Origin of the sequence: Bradyrhizobium sp. SZCCHNS3002, assembly GCF_032377435.1 — a bacterium.
Taxonomy (GTDB): domain Bacteria; phylum Pseudomonadota; class Alphaproteobacteria; order Rhizobiales; family Xanthobacteraceae; genus Bradyrhizobium.
The window spans coordinates 49858-67219 of the sequence record NZ_JAUHHY010000026.1 but is presented as its reverse complement, the minus strand read 5'-3'; the positions used below and the strand labels follow the sequence as shown (position 1 = coordinate 67219).

The following is a 17362-nucleotide window of genomic DNA, read 5'->3' as shown; positions in this document are numbered from 1 at the left end:
CCGCAGAAGAATCCACGCCATGCACCATGTCCAGTCTGTCTGAACCGGACAGCCGTGGGACAAGCCCGGCCATGACGTGGGGAGAGAGCGAGGACCAAACTTCGGCAGCACCCCGGGGCTGCGCTCGGTTCCCTACCGCCGCTCACCCCTGCTCAGCAGAAACACCCCCTGCTCGCCGAACATGTTCCAGAACCACCAGGGCATGGCGACGCGCAGGGGACGGCCGTAACTATCGAGGGCGACGGCGCGTTCCATCTTGACGTCGATCTCGTCGCAGAGCTGCACGAAGTCCTTGATGGTGCAGAAATGAATGTTCGGCGTGTCGTACCAGGTGAAGGGCAGATTGTCGGTGCGCGGCATGTGGCCGCCGACCAGCAACTGCAGCCGCAGCCGCCAGAAGCCGAAATTCGGAAAGGTGACGATGGCGCGGCGGCCGATGCGCAGCAGGTTCTCCAGCACGACCTTGGGCTGCCGCGTCGCCTGCAGGGTCTGCGACAGAATCACGTAGTCGAACGCGTCGTCCGGATAATCGACGAGATCCGTATCGGCGTCGCCCTGCACCACCGCGAGCCCCTTGGCGACGCAATGGTTGACGCCCTCGCGGGACAGCTCGATGCCGCGGCCGTCGATGCCGCGGCTTTCCAGCAGTTGCAGCAGATCGCCATCGCCGCAGCCGATGTCGAGCACCTTGGAGCCGCGCTCGACCATGCCGGCGACCAGCAGATGATCAGGCCGATAGGCCAGCACCTCGCCGCCAGTGAAGCCGTTCAGCGGCAGCACACCCTGCATGCTCATGGCTCAGTCTCCCTTCGCATGGGCAAGCCCGCGCGCCTTGCCGGCGGAATCGAGAAACGCGCTGGCGATCTCGAAGAACTCGGGGACATCGAGCAGGAACGCGTCGTGGCCCCGGTCGGTCTCGATCTCGGCGAACGACACCCGCGCGCTGGAGGCGTTGAGCGCATGCACCAGCGCGCGCGACTCCGCAGTCGGAAACAGCCAGTCGCTGGTGAACGACACCACGCAAAAACGGGTCTTGATGCCGCGAAACGCCGCCGCCAGCACGCCGTCATGGTCGCCGGCGATGTCGAAATAATCCATCGCCCGCGTCAGATAGAGATAGGAGTTGGCGTCGAAGCGCTCGACGAAGGACGATCCCTGGTAGCGCAGGTAGCTCTCGACCTGGAAATCGGCGTCGAAGGAGAACGTCGGCAGCTCGCGGTCCTGCATGCGGCGGCCGAACTTGCGATGCAAGGCGGCGTCGGAGAGGTAGGTGATGTGCGCAGCCATGCGCGCCACAGCCAGGCCGCGATGCGGATGCGTGCCCTTGTCGGCGTAACGGCCGTGATCCCAGTCGGGATCGGCCATCACGGCCTGGCGGCCAAGCTCGTGGAAGGCGATGTTCTGCGCCGAGTGGCGCGTCGCGCAGGCGATCGCGAGATTGGCGAACACGCGCTGCGGATAGGCCACCGTCCATTGCAGCGCCTGCATGCCGCCCATCGAGCCGCCCACCACGGCGAACAGCGTGTCGATGCCGAGATGGTCGATCAGCATCGCCTGCGCCCGCACCATGTCGGGGATGGTGATGATCGGGAAATCGAGCCCCCACACCTTGCCGGTGGCGGGGTTCAGCGAGGCCGGCCCGGTCGAGCCCATGCAGCCGCCGATCACGTTGGAGCAGATGATGAAATAGCGGCCGGGATCGAGCGGGCGGCCGGGGCCGACCAGCGTCTCCCACCAGCCGGGCTTGCCGGTGACGGGATGGCGGTTGGCGACGTGCTGGTCGCCGGTCAGCGCGTGGCAGACCAGCACCGCGTTCGACCGGTCGGCATTGAGCTCGCCGTAGGTCTGGTAGGCGATCTGGAACGGCGACAGGTCGACGCCGCAATCGAGCCTGAGCGGCTTGTCGGCGCCGAACTGCGCCACCGGCGAGCTCGGATGATCGACCTCGTGCGAGCGCTCGTCGGGCGCGACCGTGCGCAACGCGGATGTAGGCGTCGCGGATTTGGACGTCGCAGATTTGGACTTCGGCGTCAGACCTGTCATGTCTCTCACCCCAGCCTTCCGGCCAGGGCTCCCGAACCACGTGACACATCAGGCCATGAAAAACCCGGCCTGAACTGGGGTTCGGCCGGGATCGATAACGTCCCCGGCCTGTTTAGCGAGTTTTTTAACGTGGCTGCAAGCCGGCCGGCTCAAATGACCACGGAACGGGCAGAAACTAGTCCCGCGGGCGCTATTCGTCAAGGCAAGCTGGGGTTGACCGTTGGTCGGGCGCTCCGCCGCAGGTCAGCCAAGCCTGGATGGCGCAAGGTAAACTTGCTGTTGCGCAGGTCCGCGGCATCGGAGAGAACGGCATCCGTTCCTTTGGCCGCAGGTTTTCCCGTGGCCTCGCGAAGAGTGACACGGACCATGTCGAACCCGCCGCCCGCCCCGCCCTCGCTCGCCGATCTGCGCAAGGAGATCGATGCCATCGATGAGCAGGTCCATCAGTTGCTGATGAACAGGGCCGACATCATCGACCGGCTGATCAAGGTCAAGAAGACCCAGGAGGTCGGCTCGGCGTTCAGGCCCGCGCGCGAGGCCGACATGATGCGCCGCCTGGTGCAGCGCCATCGCGGCATCCTGCCGCTCGACACCGTCGAGGGGATCTGGCGCGTGATCGTCTCGACCTTCACCTATGTGCAGGCGCCGTTCTCGGTTCATGCCGACGTGTCGGTCGGCGAATCCGCGATGCGCGATTCCGCCAGGTTCCATTTCGGATTCGTGGTGCCCTACGTGCCGCATTTCAGCGCGCAAGCCGCGGTCGAGGCTGTGGCGCGCTCGAAGGGCGATCTCGCGCTGGTGTCGACGACCTCCGGCCATACGCCGTGGTGGATCACGCTCGAGCCCGTGGGCGCACCGAAGATCATCGCGCGGATGCCGTTCATCGAGCGCGCCGACCATCCCGCCGCGCTGCCGGTGTTCGCGGTGTCGCGCGTCGCCGACGATGCGCTGGTGCTCGAGGTCGAGACCTGGAGCATCCGCGTCTCCGGCTGGAATGCGCAGGTGTCGCGGGCGCTGTCGCCGCTCGCCGACGTCATCGCGGTGCCCGATACCGCCTTCGACGGCGCCGCACTGCTGGTATCGATCGAGTCGCCGTCGAACCTCGACAAGATCAGGGCTGCCCTGATCGCGGCGGGCGCCTCGGTACGCTCCGCCGCCCTCGTCGGCGGCCATGCGAAACGCTATACGGTTCCGAGCTGAGACGCCCTGCGCCAGTGATGATTTTCCGGAGTTGACGATGAACCGCCCCGTGCCGAACCCCGGCATCCTCGATATCGCGCCCTATACGCCGGGCAAGAGTCCCCAGCCGGAGCCGGGCCGCAAGGTTTTCAAACTGTCGGCCAATGAGACTCCGTTCGGCCCCTCGCCGAGGGCGATCGAGGCATTCAAGAGTGCGGCCACTCACCTGGAAGATTATCCGGAAGGGACTTCACGGGTGCTGCGCCAGGCGATCGGCCGCACCTACGGCCTCGATCCCGACCGCATCGTCTGCGGCGCCGGCTCCGACGAGATCCTCAATCTGCTGGCACACACCTTTCTCGGCCAAGGCGACGAGGCGATCTCCACCGCGCACGGCTTCCTGGTCTATCCGATTGCGACCATGGCCTGCGGCGCCAGGAACGTCGTTGCCGCGGAGACGGAGTATCGCACCGACGTCGACGCCATCCTTGCCGCGGTGACGCCGCGCACCAAGCTGGTCTGGCTCGCCAACCCGAACAATCCGACCGGCACCTACATCCCGTTCGACGAGGTCAAGCGGCTGCGCGCCGGCCTGCCGTCGCAGGTCGTGCTGGTGCTCGACGCCGCCTATGCCGATTACGTCTCGCGCAACGACTATGAGTTCGGGCTCGAGCTGGTCGCCACGACCGAGAACACCGTGGTCACCCATACGTTCTCGAAGATCCACGGGCTCGCGGCGCTCCGCGTCGGCTGGATGTTCGGCCCGGCGCATATCGTCGATGCGATCAACCGCATCCGCGGGCCGTTCAACGTTTCCTCGCCGGCGATGCTCGCGGCGGTCGCCGCGATCGAGGACACCGCGCATCAGCAGATGTCGAAGACGCACACGGAAACGTGGCGCAACTGGCTGACCGAGGAGATCGGCAAGCTTGGGCTGAAGGTCACGCCGAGTGTCACCAATTTCATCCTGATCCACTTCCCGACCGACAAGGGCAAGACCGCGGTCGAGGCCGACGAATTCCTGACCCGGCGCGGCCTCGTGCTGCGCGCGCTCGCCAACTACAAGCTGCCGAACGCGTTGCGCATGACGATCGGCACCGAGGAGGCCAATCGTCTAGTCGTGGAGGCTCTCAGCGAATTCATGAGGGCGACATGAGCGTCGCGGGGCGATTCGAACGCGTCGCGCTGATCGGCTTCGGCCTGATCGGCGGCTCGATCGCGCGCGCGGCGCGGCTGCAGGGCGTGGCCGGCGAGATCGTCACCACGGCGCGCTCGGAGAAGACGCGCGCGCGTGTCGCCGAGCTCGGCGTCGTCGACCGCGTCGTCGCGAGCAATGAAGAGGCGGTCAAAGACGCCGATCTCGTCATCCTCTGCATTCCCGTCGGCGCCTGCGGTCCGGTTGCGGCCGAGATCGCGCCGCATCTGAAGCCGGGCGCCGTCGTCTCCGACGTTGGCTCGGTGAAAGGCGCGATCGTGCGCGACATGGCGCCGCATCTTCCGGCGAACGTCCACTTCGTGCCGGCCCATCCGGTGGCCGGCACCGAGAATTCCGGGCCGGATTCCGGCTTCGCCGAGCTGTTCATCAACCGCTGGTGCATCCTGACGCCGCCCGACGGCGTCGATGCCGGCGCGATCGATCGTCTGCGTGCGTTCTGGACGGCGCTCGGCGCCAAGGTCGAGATCATGACGCCGGACCATCACGACCGCGTGCTCGCGATCACCAGCCACCTACCGCATCTGATCGCCTACACCATCGTCGGCACCGCCGACGAGCTGGCGCAGGTGACCGAGTCCGAAGTGATCAAATTCTCCGCCGGCGGCTTCCGCGACTTCACCCGCATCGCCGCCTCCGATCCGACGATGTGGCGCGACATCTTCCTGAGCAACAAGGATGCCGTGCTCGACATGCTTGGCACCTTCACCGAGGACCTGTCGAAGCTGACGCGGGCGATCCGGCGCGGCGACGGCGAGGCGCTGTTCGATCACTTCACCCGCACGCGCGCGATCCGCCGCGGCATCGTCGATATCGGCCAGGATTCGGCGGCGCCGGATTTCGGCCGGCCGCTGCCGCAGTTGAAGAAGAACTGAGGTCAGAACAGCGGAGGGACGCGGGCGACCTTGAACGGACCGAGCACGACGACGCCATCGGAGAACCGCAGCGGGAAGGTCCGCGCCTTGCGGCCTTCGAGGGTGGCCTCCTTGCCGAGCGCATTGATGCCAAGTGCGACGCCGACATTGGCGTTCTGCTTGACGACCTTTCCGAGGCCGGGAATGGCGCGGTCGAGCGCTCCGAGCAGGTTGTTGACGTCCTGCGACTTCACACCGGGCGCCACGCGGTCAAGCGTTCCCTGCGGCACGCCGTTCTCGAGCATCTTGTCGAGGCCGAGCGCCGGGATGACCTTTTCGATCCCGGCGACCGTCATCTGCACCTCGCCATCGATGTTGCCGTTGGCGGTCAGGCTGAGCGTGCCCGAGGCAACGGCGAGCAACTCGCCCTGCTGGATGCGCGATTGGACGATCTCGACATGACCGCCGGCGGCCTGGATCTCGCGAAACCGCTCCGGCCAGGGTTTGGGCCGGAAGTCCTTGAGCCCGGTGACGCGGGCCTGGATGTCGGCATTGAACGGTTCGGCCAGCAGCGGATGACCGCCCTGGATGCTGCCGTTTTCGATCTGCAGCGCAGTCTCCAGCACCGGATGATCCGACGGCGTGCCCTCGGCGAGACGGCCGTGCAATTCGGCATGATCGGCGCGCGCTGCGGGCACGGCGGTGTTGCCCTCGATGCGGTCGATGGTCGGTTGTTCGAACACGAGGTCGGCGCGCTGCGGCGGCCCCGGGAGGCCGCGGACGCTGGCCTCGCCGACGCGCCAGTTCACGGAGAACGACGCCGGTCCACGACCATCGGCAATCGTCGCGGGTCCCTTGAACTCCGCGATGATCCGCTTCGGGTCCCAAACCTGGGCGACGACGAGGATCTCGTCGAGCTTCGCATTCATCAAGGGCGTACCGGCCGCCTGCGAAAACAGCGCCACGCTTGGATCCGTGCAGCGGACCTCGAGCCGGAACGGGAAGCCCGCGACCGAGCGCTTCGCGCAATCATAGACGCGGCCGGACTTCGCCTCGCGGGCACGCCAGGCGTCGGCCTGGACATCCACTTGCGAAGCGGCGAAGAACCAGAATGCGCTCCACGCAACAGCGGCGATCAGGAGCAGGATGGGAGCGATGAAAAGCCCCAAGCGAGAGCGCCTGCGCGGCGGTTGCGGCAAACGAGACATGCAGGACACCCTTTGGGCAGCAATTTTGGCAATTCGGCGATCACGGATTGTGTATCTAAATTAACAATTCGCGAGCACCACACTTAGGCCTCCGCATTGATGTCCGCAATGACCCTCTCCGAACGCGACCTTCCCCACGGCGACCTCTGGGTCTTCGGCTACGGCTCGCTGATGTGGCGGCCCGGATTCGCCTTTCTCGAGCAGGTGCCGGCTCGGCTGATCGGCGAGCATCGCGCGCTGTGCGTCTACTCGTTCGTCCACCGCGGAACGCCGGAGAAGCCGGGCCTCGTGCTCGGTCTCGATCGCGGCGGCGCGTGTCGCGGCATTGCGTTTCGGGTCGCAGCAGACAAGCGCGACGAGACCATCGCCTATTTGCGGGCGCGTGAGCAGGTGACGTCGGTCTATCGCGAAATGACGCGCTCCGTGTGGCTGGAGAACGACGCGCGCGAGCGGGTGAGCGCATTGGTCTATGTGGTCGATCGCGGCCATGTGCAATATGCAGGCCGGCTGTCGCCGCAGGAGCAGTTGCGCCATGTGCGCCAGGGTCACGGCCAGTCCGGCGCCAATCGCGACTACGTGATCTCGACCGTGAAGGCGATCGAGGCGCAGGGCTTTCGCGATACGCAGTTGCATCGGCTGGCGACGATGCTGCACGATGACGGCCACTCGCTGCATCCTGCGCCAGGCAAGACATAGCCCTCAAGCCTTCACCGGCGCCCGCACCCCGCCAAACAACTGCGCCTGTTCCGCCTGCCCCGCGGCGACGAGCCGGCCGGTCGCCTCTTCGATGACACCCTGAATCCGCGCCATGAACTCATCGCGCGGCAGGCCAGGCGGCAGCGGATCGAGAAACTCCACGACGAGCGTGCCCGGATAGCGCAGAAATGTGCGGCGTGGCCAAAACAAACCCGAATTCAGGGCCACCGGCAGGCAGGGTACGCCGCAATCCGTGTAGATCAAACCGACCCCGCCCTTGTAGTCCGGCGGTGCGCCCGCCGGGCGCCGGGTGCCTTCCGGGAAGATCACGAACTGACGGCCATGCTTCACCTCCTCCGCCGCCCGCCGCATCACCTGCTTCAACGCGCGGGCGCCGGAGCTGCGGTCGATCGCGATCATGTCCGCCTTGACGAGATACTGTCCGAACAAGGGAATCCGCAGCAGCTCGCGCTTGAGAACGAAGAATGGCGCATCGAAGAAATGCAGCAGCGAGATCGTCTCCCACATCGACTGATGCTTGGCGGCGACGATCAGCGGCCCCTTCGGGATCTTCTCGACGCCGCGATATTCGACGCGGATGTTGCAGACGACGCGCATCAACACGATGTTGCTCTGCGCCCACCAGTTGGCGACGCGCAGCAGCGCCTTGCGGGGCATCGCCAGGGTCGGCAACGCGATCAGCGCCCAGAGCACGAAGTTCGGGTAGAACAGGATGTTGAACAGCAGCGAACGAAGGAAGATCGAGACCATCAGAAACCCAGTTCAATTGGCTTGCGCCGTCGTCGGTCGGCGCGACACCGAGCCGGTTGGCGGATCGACCTCGGGCACGAGATCGAGGCCGAGATCGGCCAGCCGCAGCCGCATCTCGGCGGCGACATATTTGGCATATTCGGACAGCAGAAGTCGCACCGTCGGCGCGCTGGTCCACCACGGCTCGTCGCGCCATTTCTCGCCGACAACGGCATAGGGAATGAGATCCATGCTTGGCATCGCATGCGAGAGTTCGACGATGGCCCGGGGCATGTGATAGTTCGACGTCACCACGATCAGCGACTTGAAGCCGCGCTCGCTGGCCCATCGCCGCGTCTGCGCGGCGTTGCTGCGGGTGTTGATCGCCGAATAATCCAGATCGACGCAGCAGTTGATGAATGATCGCGCCTCGGGCAGCGACCGGGTGATGTCGCTGGCCTCGTTGGTCGGGTGCACGCCGGAGATCAGCAGCCGCCGGCCATAGCCTCCCGCCAGGAGTTCCACCGCGTCCGATACGCGTGACGAGCCGCCGGTCAGGACCACGATTCCGTCCGCCTTGCGCTCGGGCTGGATCTCGGCGCCCCGCAATTGCGAGAGGAAGCCGACGAAACCGACCGCCGCGACGAAGAAACCGACCCCGAGCGTCGCCACGGCGCCCGCGACCGTCCGCCACACCGCCACGGTGAGCGGCAGCTTTCGCCTGCTATGGTCGGTCTCCGGCTCCATGCAACGCCTGGCTTGTCCTTGCCTGCCTGCGCGCGGCGCCATGCCGTCGCGCGATCCCGTCGTTCAAGTCCGGGAACGCAGGCAGGTTTCGCCGGCCTCCCGATCACGTTCGCTCGCCGCCGATCCTGGCGCGCGACCTCCGCCGTGTTCGTGACCCAGCTCACCCCGTCCTGCCTCATCCCGGCGCAGACGATTTTAGGCGGTTTTCGGGCCAAGTGAAATCCGCAACGAGACGGCTGGGGATAGAAGCCGCCATCAGTCGATGCTCGCCAGCGTCGTGAACAGGGTCCGGCGTGCGGCCCAGCCGGTCACCGCGGCGATCACCACGGCCTGCAGCGCGATCGCGACATAGCCGAGCGGGCGCAGCGAGAACGTCCCCAGCAACGCCGCGAACTGATCGCCGACGGGGGTGCCGGAGAACCAGTTGGCGATCGACTCCGAGAATCCGAATCCGAGCATCGCAAGGCCGCCGCCGATCACGCCCCCCTCCAGTCCGAGCTGCAGGAAGTGCCGCAGGAAGTGATTGGCGATGTAGCGGTCACCGGCGCCGACGAAGTGCAGCACCTCGACGATCGGCCGGTTCGCGGCCATCGCGCCGCGGGTCGCGAACGACACCGAGATGATGGTGGCCGCGATCACCAGCACGAGAATGCCGAAGCCTGCAAACAGGGTCGCGCCGGTCATCGAGCGCATCCGCTCGATCCAGGCGCGGTGGTCGTCCACGCTGGCGGTCGGCGCAACCTGGGTTACGCGGGTGCGCAGGGCGTTGAGATCGAAGCTGGTGCCGGGCTGGACGCGCGCAATGATCACGCGCGGCACCGGAAGCTCGTCGAACGACAGGCCGCTGCCGAGCCACGGCTCCAGCAGCTTGCTGGATTCCTCCTTGGTGAAGGGCCGGACCTCGACGATGCCCGACTGCCCCCGCATCGCGTCCGTCACCAGGGCAATGTCACGCTCGATGTCGCGGCCGGTCTTGGGACGGACCTGGACCGTGATCTCGCTCGCGACCTCCGACTGCCACTCGGCCGCGGACTCGCTGACCAGCAGCACGCCGCCGGTCGTGATCGAGGCCAGGAAGGTCATGATCGCGACCACGGCGACCAGCGCGCGGCCCGCGATCGAGGCGCGCGGCACGATCGGCGACACGATGCGGGCCTGCGCCGGCAGTTGCGGGCGGTCGTCGCCGAGATCGACCAGAAGGCCGCGATCGTCTACGCTACTCATAGATGTGCAATCGTCCCTGATGCAGCACCAGCCGGCGGGCCTCGTATTGGTCCATCAGCGTGATGTCATGGGTTGCGATGATCACCGCCGTGCCCGAGCGGTTCAGCTCGATGAATAGCCGCAGAAGGCGGCGACCCAGTGTCGGATCGACGTTGCCGGTCGGCTCGTCCGCGAGCAGCAGCTGCGGCCGCGAGATCACGGCGCGCGCGATCGCCGCGCGCTGCTTCTCGCCGCCCGACAGGATCGGCGGCAGCGCATCCATGCGCTCGCCGAGACCGACCCATTTCAGGAGGTCGATGACCTCCTTGCGGTAGCTCGACTCGTCGCGGCCCATGACCCGAAACGGCAGCGCCACGTTCTCGTAGGTCGTCATGTGGTCGAGCAGCCGGAAATCCTGCAGCACGATGCCGATGCGCTTGCGCAGATCGGCGATCTCCTCCTTGCTGAGCAGCGAGATGTCGTAGCCGAACAGATTGACCAGGCCGCGGGTCGGCCGCAGCGACAGGAACAGCAGCTTCAGCAGCGAGGTCTTGCCGGCGCCCGACGGGCCGGTGAGAAACTGGAAGGAATGGGCCGGAACCTGGAAACTGAGGTCGCGGAGGATCTCCGGCCCCAGTCCATAGCGCAGCCCAACATTTTCGAACCGAACCAAAGCGTCAGCTCCGTTCGACCGCGTGCGCGGCAGACCCGCACGCTCCAAGCTCAGCGGTACGATGGCCCGATTGAGCGCCCGTTATGGTTTCCGGTTCGTTAACGGTCGCCGTGTACCATTGGCGCGATTGAGTTCCGAAGTTCGTCGACATGGCGGTCCTTGTAGCACGAACTGTCGGAAACAAAGCGGCAATGGCCGTTGGAGAACCGGCGCGATGTTCATCGTTTGCCCTCATTGTACGACATCTTATGCCATCGACTTGGCAACCCTGGGTATGGCCGGCCGCAGCGTACGCTGTTCCCGTTGCAAGGAGGTCTGGCTGGCGCGACCGGAGGATGCGGTCGAGGCGCCCGCCCCCATGCCTGCCATGGCGGAGGCCGGCGCGGCCGCCGCGCCGCGTGACGCCGCCGACGAGTGGGAAGCCCTCGCCCGCCAGGAAGACGACGACGACGGACGCCAGCCCGAGGTGGAAAGTCCGCCGCTGGCCGCCGGCTGGCCCGAGGACGCGCTCGCCGAGCCCGAGGACGACACCGAAGAGGCCGAGCAGCCGGTGCAGAGCGGGGCTTCGCGCCTCGCCGGTCTCCGCACGCTCATCAGGCGCCCGAAATTGCCGGATGTCCCAGGCAATAGGCTGTTGAACCTGCCGGTGCTGACGGCCGCCATGGCGGCGCTCACGATTGCGCTGGTGGTGTGGCGCGCCGACGTCGTCAGGCTGCTGCCGCAGACGGCGTCGTTCTACAAGCTGGTCGGGCTCGAGGTGAACCTGCGCGGCCTGAGCTTCAAGGACGTGAAGGTCGCGACCGAAACCGTCGACGGCAAGCCGGTGCTGGTGATCGAGGGGACGATCGTCAGCCTGACGAAGAAACCGGTCGACCTGCCGCGGCTGCGCTTCAGCGTCCGAGACGCGCACGGCACCGAGATCTACGCCTGGAACACCCTGCTCGAGCAGACCGCGCTCAAGCCCGGTGAGCGCACGACGTTCAAGTCGCGGCTCGCCTCGCCCCCTCCCGAAGGCCGCAATATCGATATACGGTTCTTCAACCGGCGCGATCTCGCCGCCGGCAGTGCATGATGGTTCCGGTCTCGTGGGTCGCCCGCGGGGCCCACGACACGGAGACGAAACGACATGTCGCGCGTGCTGATCGCCGACGACGAAGATTCGATGCGGACCTTGGTCGCGCGCGCCATTGCCATGGATGGACATGAGATCGTGACGGCGCAGGACGGTGCCGAGGCACTCGACATCCTGACGCGCGAGGCCGGCGCCTTCGACCTGTTGCTGACCGACATCCAGATGCCCATCATGGACGGCATCGCGCTGGCGCTGTCGGCAGCACGCGATTTTCCCGACCTGACCATCCTGCTGATGACCGGCTTTGCCCATCAGCGCGAGCGGGCGTCGAATCTCAGCGCAATCGCTCACGACGTCATCACCAAGCCGTTCTCGGTCGCCGACATCCGCACCGCGGTGGCCGATGCGCTGGCGTCGAAGGCGGCGAAGGCGTAGGCGCCTGCGCGAAGCGTCGCCTGCCAGACGCCGGATGGCTCGCGCATTGGGATCTGCCCTTAGCTGCGATCCGTGGTCTTCCTGCATTCCTTCGCTGCCGTCCCTGCGAACGCAGGGCCCCATAACCACCGGCGGCTGTTGAAGCACGACGCTGGTCCCCCATCGTGTGCAATGACATCGTCCTGTGGCTATGGGTCCCGAGTCGGCACCACGCCGTCGCTTCGCGTCGTCGTGGCTTGCCCGGGACGACAGTTACATTTTGGCGCACGCCTGCATTCCCGCGGCGTATCTCGCCCGAGCTCTGCCGGTCGTCGTCGCCCTCAACAGGTCGGAGGGCGCAGGGAATGCCGGGTGAAGGCCTCACCCATGGCCCGCCTGCGAAAAAAATGCAGGCGGCAGGTACCACAGGTGCTGCCGATCATCCGGCATTCCCTGCGCGATGGGTTTAACGCTTACTTCGCGCTCTCCCCGGGGACCGGCTTGATTGCCCCCGTCATCAACGCAGCGCGTCAAGCGCTGGCGTCGACTTGACCTCGGCACCGGGAGGTCAGGACCACACGACTTCACGTCCGCAAGCTGCCGTTCGTCCGCGCAGCAAGCTACGCTGCGGCACCTCGCGGCCATCGCCTCCCCGCCTCGCGTGTCGTGACGATCGCGCGCAACGCCCCTCCGAGTGAGGCGGGATGCGTGGGAACATCGTCCTGATTTGCCCGACGACACAAGGCCGCAACGGTGCGGCAAACTGGCTCGACGGGCAGTTCACGCAGAGCTGTCATGAGCAGATTGCCCGTCGGGCAGTCATCGCCCCTCACCGCGCAGGCGCGCGGCCGGAGCTATTCCACGCGCGCACCGAACAGCGCCACGAACCTGTCGATGTCGTGCTCACGCAGGCCGAACAGCCAATAGCGCACGGGAATCTCCGGCGTTCCGATCCGCACGAGCCGCCCCGACGCCAGCCACGGCTGCGCGGCGCGATCCGACACGAAGCCGATATGGCGGCCGCCAAGCAGCGCCGAGATCACCGCCGTGCTCGACGACAGCTTGAGGACGGGATGCGCCACACGCTCGGGCTCGACCCGGTGAGAGACGAGCGCCGCGGTCAGCGTCTGCGTCAGTTCGCCGTGCTCCCACAACAAGGGCGCCTGCTCGGCCAGCGACTTCCAGCTCAGATCGGCCGGCACGTGCTGCGCCCGCTCGGGATGAGCGCATAGCACCAGTCGGTCGGCGAACACGGCGACCTGGCGGAACTGCGGGTGGCTCGGCATGGCGCTGGTCACCCCCGCATCCGCCGTTCCCCGCATCACATAAGCCGCTACCTCGTTGACGCTGCCACGGACGAGATCGACACCGAACGCGCCGGGACCATTGTCCCGCGCCAGAAGATGCGGCATCCAGAAGTCGTAGGCACTGGCGGTGCATGCCACCAGCGCGGACGGTGAGGCGGGACGCCGGCCTTCGACACGGCGCATCGTCAGCTCGATGTCACGCAGGATCCGCTCGGCCTCGTTCAACAGCACCTGTCCGGCCTCGGTCAGCATCAGCCGGCGCCCGGAGCGGTCGAACAGCGGGACGTCGAGCTTCTCCTCCAGCTTCTTGATCGAGACGCTGACCGCCGATTGCGTGAGGCCCAGCCGCTCGGCAGCATGGGTGAAGCTGCCAAAATGAGCGGCTTCGAGGAAGATCCTCATTTGCTCGAAGGTCATGGACTCTCCTGGGCCTCGGCGACGTCCGGCTCGCCGCCGAATGCGCTCCCACGGACAAATTCGAACCAGTTCCCGAGCCGGCCTGCCGTCAAACCAGTCACTCCCATCGCTTTCGATGAATTCGTTTCATCCTCGCAGGGACCAGCATCAAAAGCGGCGCCGCATCATTCATACACTTCAGTGCGCATGAACTGAATGAATAAGTAGTTCCGATCTGCTTTCGCCGCAGGCACTTCAGGACGTTTTATCGATCAATCACGCCGCTATTTTCAGCACCGACCGCATACGCCTGCGCGCGACCCGGTTTGGCAAGACGCTTGCTAATTACTTCGCACGAAGGCTTTCGAGCGAGGACAGCGAGGATATGCCGCCTGCACCTTCTGCGACACCCACCGACGAGGCACCGATCCATGATCGTGCTCCGCGCGCCTCCTTCGCAGCATGCGGGGTCGCGTGATGGAGTTCGGCATCTGGCTTCCCGTCTATGGCGGCTGGCTGCGTTCGCTGGACGCACCGACCGGCCCTGACGTTGCCGCCTGTCTCGCGATCGCCCAGCAGGCCGAAGCGCTCGGGTTCGACTTCCTTTACGCCTCGGAGAACCTGCTCAACTGCATCCATGGCCCGAGCGAGAGCGTCGCCGACGCCTGGAGCATTCTGGCGGCGATCGCCGCCGTCACCAGCAAGGTCGGGCTTTGCGGCGCCATCAAGCCCGGCTTCCGCTCGCCGTTCCTCGTCGCCCGGATGCTCGACACGCTGTCGAAGATCGCGGAGCGCAGGCTCGGCATGAATATCGTCTGCGGCTGGTGGAAGGAGGAGTTCGACCTGTCCGGCGTCGACTGGCTGGATCATGACGGACGTTACGACCGCGCCGGCGAATTCCTGCGCACGCTCTATGGCCTGTTTCAGCCGCCTGCCGAAATTGCCGGGACGGACGCTCCGCCTGGAGAGGCGCAGCCGGTCGAGCTCAAGCAGCCACCGACCTATGGCCTGGACCAGAACGCCCTGCCGGAGGTGTGGATCGCCGGCCACTCCGGCCGCGCCATGCAGATGGCCGCGGAATGGGGCCATTGCCTGTTCCTCAATGGCATGGGCGACGAGGAGCTGAAACGGCGCATCGAGGCGGTGCGTCAGGAGGCCAACAGCTGGGGCCGGACCATCCTGATCGCGGCGAATGCCTACGTCATCGCGACCGAGACGACCGAGCAGGCAAGGCAGCGCTGGAAGACGGTCGTAGGTCGCCGCAATTCACAGACGATCGACTTCTTCCGCAAGGTGATCGGCAGCTCCGGTGCCGCCGCCTGGGCCGCGCTCGGCGAGGAACAGATGGTCGATTCCAACGCCGGCTTCGAGCTCGGCCTGATCGGTTCCTTCGAGGACATCCGCAACCGCATCCCCCAGCTGCAGGCCTTGGGCCTCGATCGCATCGTCTGTCAGTTCGACGACCCGATGCGTGACGCCGGTCCGTTCATGAAGCAGGTGATCCGCCCGCTCAGGGACAATCGCACACTCGCTTTCGAAGGTCAGATGTCATGAGCGCGCTCGAAGCCACGATCACTTCCGCCGGCGACATACGACAGGGCTTCAAGGACGTGTTCAGCCAGCTCGCATCCGGCGTCTGCATCGTGACGTTCCGGCGCGGCGGACAGCTCCATGGCTTCACAGCCACCTCGGTCACGTCGGTCTCGTTGCAGCCGCCACGGGTGTTGTTCTGCGTCGCGCAGAACAGCCAGAGTTACGCCTGCCTCGGCGTCGGTATGAGCGTTGGGATTTCCGTCCTCAGCGCCGGCCAACGGGCATTGTCCGATCGCTTCGCGAGCAAGCTCGCACCCGGCTCCTATGATGACGTGGCGACGATCGAAGGCGCCGGCCAGGCGCCGCTGATCGCGGGCGCTCTCGGACAGCTGGGCACTGCCATCGTCGACCTGATCCCGTCCGGTGACCACGCCATCGTGCTCTGCAACGTGACCTCCGCCCATGCGGGCGGCGGCGCGCCGCTGCTCTACCACGCCCGCAACTATCACACGCTTCACCAGAGTTCCTGAACCCCGGAGAAATCGCAATGGACAAATCGATCTTTGCCGCGATGCCGAGCCTGACGCCGACCCTCGGGTATGCGTCGATGATCGGACTAGGCCTGTTCTCACTCGCCCTGTCCTATGCCGTGAAGACCCTCCTCGTTCGAAACACTCACGACTTCATCATCGCCGACCGCCGAGTCGGCTTCGGTTTCGGCGTCGGTTCGGTGATCGCCGTCTGGACCTGGGCCATGGCGGTGATGATGAGCTCGGCGATGACGTATCAATGGGGCCTCTCCGGCCTGTTCTGGTTCGTGGTGCCCAACGGCTTCGCGGTCATGGCGATGATCCCGTTCGCCCGCATCCTGCGCAAGAACATGCCGGAGGGCTACACGATCTCCGAGTTCATCGAGTACCGGTTCGGCAGGTCGAAAGCCGCGACCGCAATCGTCACCGTGACGATGGTCTTCGGAATCATCCTGGAGATCCTGATCAATCTCAAGGGCACCTCCGTCGTCGTCTCGACGGTGTTCGGGATCGACTGGAAGGTGGCGACCGTCGTCGGCATCATCTGCGTGCTCGCCTATTCATACTTCGGAGGCTTGTGGACGAGCGTGATGACCGGAACGCTCAACACGCTGATGATCACCGTGCCGGCGGCGATTGTCGTGGCCGCGGTGTATGCCGCGATCCCGGGCGGATCGGAAGCGGTCTTCAACGCCGCCGGCGCGGCCGATGCCCGCAACCTGTCGGTGCTGCGTCCCGATGCCGCCGCGGGCTTCGGCATCACGCTTGCGTTCGGCCTCCTCGCCGCAACGGTCTCGGACCAGACATTCTGGCAGAAGGTCTGGGCCATCAAGAGCCGCGACGTCGGCCGCGTGTTCCTCTGGTCGGGCGCGCTGTTCTATCCGATCCCGATCTGCCTGGGCATGCTCGGCCTGGTCGGCATCGCCTATGGCCTCAAGCCGGCCGATTTCGGCGGCGACATCGTCGCGGTCGGCCCCTACATCGTCTCCCATATCGGCCTCGGTCTGACCCTGGTCCTGCTTTACGTGCTCGTCATCCTTGCCGCCTGCTACTCGACCATCGACGGCGCCAGTGCCGCGCTGTCCTCGGTCGTCGCCGTCGACATCGTCAAGCGCTACTTCCCGCAGACCTCCGAGAGCAGCCTGTTCGTGATCACCAAGCTTTCGGTCCTGCTCGGCGGCATCATCGCGACCCTGATCGTGCTCTCCGGCCTCGACTTCACGACATTGGTGCTGACGACCTATGCGCTGAAGACCTCGATCCTGCTGCCGCTGGTGCTGTCCATCCTGTGGCCGAAGACCAACATGATCGGCTTCGTCGGCGGCATCGCGCTGGCGATCGGCGTGGGCATGCCGATCTACGCCACGGCCGGCGAGCTGATCGGAACGCTGTCGATCGTCGCGATCAGCGGGCTGACCGTCGTCATCGCGGGTCTGATCGGCGGCGAGAACTTCGACCTCACCGGCCTGCAGCGTATCGGCGACGAGGTCTCTGCCCCGGCCGAATAGCTGCGCGAGGCGCGCCGGTCCTCGGCGCGCCCGTCC

17 protein-coding genes and 1 riboswitch are annotated in these 17362 nt (G+C 66.1%); of the genes, 9 read left to right on the top strand and 8 right to left on the bottom strand.

Annotation, left to right across the window (positions count from 1 at the left end):
• Positions 1-132 precede the first annotated feature (132 nt).
• On the bottom strand, positions 133-795 hold the full coding sequence (gene metW / locus QW845_RS33215; RefSeq protein ID WP_315805723.1) for a methionine biosynthesis protein MetW: 663 nt from the start codon (positions 793-795) through the stop codon (positions 133-135).
• A gap of 3 nt (positions 796-798) precedes the next feature.
• Positions 799-2052 (bottom strand): homoserine O-acetyltransferase, encoded by a 1254-nt coding sequence (locus QW845_RS33210; protein ID WP_315805722.1) that lies wholly within the window; start codon positions 2050-2052, stop codon positions 799-801.
• A gap of 82 nt (positions 2053-2134) precedes the next feature.
• Positions 2135-2214: riboswitch (SAM riboswitch) on the bottom strand.
• A gap of 195 nt (positions 2215-2409) precedes the next feature.
• Here QW845_RS33210 and QW845_RS33205 point away from each other — a divergent pair.
• Genes QW845_RS33205 through QW845_RS33195 form a run of 3 tightly spaced genes read left to right on the top strand, consistent with a single transcriptional unit; the run spans position 2410 to position 5310 of the window.
• Entirely contained in the window at positions 2410-3243 is an 834-nt protein-coding gene (locus tag QW845_RS33205) for a chorismate mutase (RefSeq protein ID WP_315805721.1), read from the top strand.
• 37 nt (positions 3244-3280) lie between these two features.
• Complete coding sequence (gene hisC, locus QW845_RS33200) at positions 3281-4378, top strand: histidinol-phosphate transaminase (protein WP_315805720.1); 1098 nt, start codon at positions 3281-3283, stop codon at positions 4376-4378.
• A complete protein-coding gene (locus tag QW845_RS33195) occupies positions 4375-5310 on the top strand; it encodes a prephenate/arogenate dehydrogenase family protein (protein ID WP_315805719.1) in 936 nt (311 codons plus the stop codon). The genes hisC and QW845_RS33195 overlap by 4 nt, the downstream gene beginning before the upstream one ends.
• A gap of 2 nt (positions 5311-5312) precedes the next feature.
• Here QW845_RS33195 and QW845_RS33190 read toward each other — a convergent pair whose 3' ends face one another.
• A complete protein-coding gene (locus QW845_RS33190; RefSeq protein WP_315805718.1) occupies positions 5313-6497 on the bottom strand; it encodes a DUF2125 domain-containing protein in 1185 nt (394 codons plus the stop codon).
• A 99-nt stretch (positions 6498-6596) separates the two neighbouring features.
• Here QW845_RS33190 and QW845_RS33185 point away from each other — a divergent pair, with 99 nt between their 5' ends.
• On the top strand, positions 6597-7193 hold the full coding sequence (locus QW845_RS33185; RefSeq protein ID WP_409997999.1) for a gamma-glutamylcyclotransferase: 597 nt from the start codon (positions 6597-6599) through the stop codon (positions 7191-7193).
• Between the two features lie 3 nt (positions 7194-7196).
• Here QW845_RS33185 and QW845_RS33180 read toward each other — a convergent pair whose 3' ends face one another.
• The 4 genes from QW845_RS33180 to ftsE form a co-directional block, all read right to left on the bottom strand.
• Positions 7197-7964: a lysophospholipid acyltransferase family protein gene (locus tag QW845_RS33180; protein ID WP_315805716.1), complete on the bottom strand. Its 768-nt coding sequence runs from the start codon at positions 7962-7964 to the stop codon at positions 7197-7199.
• A gap of 12 nt (positions 7965-7976) precedes the next feature.
• Positions 7977-8690, bottom strand: coding sequence for a YdcF family protein (locus QW845_RS33175; RefSeq protein WP_315805715.1), 714 nt, complete (start codon positions 8688-8690; stop codon positions 7977-7979).
• A gap of 255 nt (positions 8691-8945) precedes the next feature.
• Positions 8946-9914, bottom strand: coding sequence for an ABC transporter permease (locus tag QW845_RS33170; RefSeq protein ID WP_315805714.1), 969 nt, complete (start codon positions 9912-9914; stop codon positions 8946-8948).
• A complete protein-coding gene (gene ftsE, locus QW845_RS33165) occupies positions 9907-10566 on the bottom strand; it encodes a cell division ATP-binding protein FtsE (RefSeq protein ID WP_315805713.1) in 660 nt (219 codons plus the stop codon). The genes QW845_RS33170 and ftsE overlap by 8 nt, the downstream gene beginning before the upstream one ends.
• Before the next feature lie 214 nt (positions 10567-10780).
• Here ftsE and QW845_RS33160 point away from each other — a divergent pair, with 214 nt between their 5' ends.
• Entirely contained in the window at positions 10781-11638 is an 858-nt protein-coding gene (locus QW845_RS33160) for an MJ0042-type zinc finger domain-containing protein (protein WP_315805712.1), read from the top strand.
• 54 nt (positions 11639-11692) lie between these two features.
• Positions 11693-12073, top strand: a complete 381-nt coding sequence (locus tag QW845_RS33155) for a response regulator (RefSeq protein WP_315805711.1) — start codon at positions 11693-11695, stop codon at positions 12071-12073.
• An 833-nt stretch (positions 12074-12906) separates the two neighbouring features.
• Here QW845_RS33155 and QW845_RS33150 read toward each other — a convergent pair.
• A complete protein-coding gene (locus QW845_RS33150; protein WP_315805710.1) occupies positions 12907-13776 on the bottom strand; it encodes a LysR family transcriptional regulator in 870 nt (289 codons plus the stop codon).
• 456 nt (positions 13777-14232) lie between these two features.
• Between QW845_RS33150 and QW845_RS33145 the strand changes: the two genes are divergently transcribed.
• Genes QW845_RS33145 through QW845_RS33135 form a run of 3 tightly spaced genes read left to right on the top strand, consistent with a single transcriptional unit; the run spans position 14233 to position 17326 of the window.
• Positions 14233-15309, top strand: coding sequence for an LLM class flavin-dependent oxidoreductase (locus tag QW845_RS33145; RefSeq protein WP_315805709.1), 1077 nt, complete (start codon positions 14233-14235; stop codon positions 15307-15309).
• Positions 15306-15818 carry a flavin reductase family protein gene (locus tag QW845_RS33140; protein WP_315805708.1) on the top strand — a complete coding sequence of 171 codons (513 nt, stop codon included), beginning with the start codon at positions 15306-15308 and terminating at the stop codon, positions 15816-15818. Before QW845_RS33145 ends, QW845_RS33140 begins: the two co-directional genes overlap by 4 nt.
• Positions 15819-15835: 17 nt before the next feature.
• Positions 15836-17326, top strand: coding sequence for a sodium:solute symporter family transporter (locus tag QW845_RS33135; protein ID WP_315805707.1), 1491 nt, complete (start codon positions 15836-15838; stop codon positions 17324-17326).
• Positions 17327-17362 lie beyond the last annotated feature (36 nt).

Bases quoted from the DNA above. Each gene is read 5' to 3' on its own strand.
- metW (WP_315805723.1), bottom strand. From the start codon at position 795: ATGAGCATGCAGGGTGTGCTGCCGCTGAACGGCTTCACTGGCGGCGAG.
- QW845_RS33205 (WP_315805721.1), top strand. From the start codon at position 2,410: ATGTCGAACCCGCCGCCCGCCCCGCCCTCGCTCGCCGATCTGCGCAAG.
- hisC (WP_315805720.1), top strand. From the start codon at position 3,281: ATGAACCGCCCCGTGCCGAACCCCGGCATCCTCGATATCGCGCCCTAT.
- QW845_RS33195 (WP_315805719.1), top strand. From the start codon at position 4,375: ATGAGCGTCGCGGGGCGATTCGAACGCGTCGCGCTGATCGGCTTCGGC.
- QW845_RS33190 (WP_315805718.1), bottom strand. From the start codon at position 6,497: ATGTCTCGTTTGCCGCAACCGCCGCGCAGGCGCTCTCGCTTGGGGCTT.
- QW845_RS33185 (WP_409997999.1), top strand. From the start codon at position 6,597: ATGTCCGCAATGACCCTCTCCGAACGCGACCTTCCCCACGGCGACCTC.
- QW845_RS33180 (WP_315805716.1), bottom strand. From the start codon at position 7,964: ATGGTCTCGATCTTCCTTCGTTCGCTGCTGTTCAACATCCTGTTCTAC.
- QW845_RS33175 (WP_315805715.1), bottom strand. From the start codon at position 8,690: ATGGAGCCGGAGACCGACCATAGCAGGCGAAAGCTGCCGCTCACCGTG.
- QW845_RS33170 (WP_315805714.1), bottom strand. From the start codon at position 9,914: ATGAGTAGCGTAGACGATCGCGGCCTTCTGGTCGATCTCGGCGACGAC.
- QW845_RS33160 (WP_315805712.1), top strand. From the start codon at position 10,781: ATGTTCATCGTTTGCCCTCATTGTACGACATCTTATGCCATCGACTTG.
- QW845_RS33155 (WP_315805711.1), top strand. From the start codon at position 11,693: ATGTCGCGCGTGCTGATCGCCGACGACGAAGATTCGATGCGGACCTTG.
- QW845_RS33150 (WP_315805710.1), bottom strand. From the start codon at position 13,776: ATGACCTTCGAGCAAATGAGGATCTTCCTCGAAGCCGCTCATTTTGGC.
- QW845_RS33145 (WP_315805709.1), top strand. From the start codon at position 14,233: ATGGAGTTCGGCATCTGGCTTCCCGTCTATGGCGGCTGGCTGCGTTCG.
- QW845_RS33140 (WP_315805708.1), top strand. From the start codon at position 15,306: ATGAGCGCGCTCGAAGCCACGATCACTTCCGCCGGCGACATACGACAG.
- QW845_RS33135 (WP_315805707.1), top strand. From the start codon at position 15,836: ATGGACAAATCGATCTTTGCCGCGATGCCGAGCCTGACGCCGACCCTC.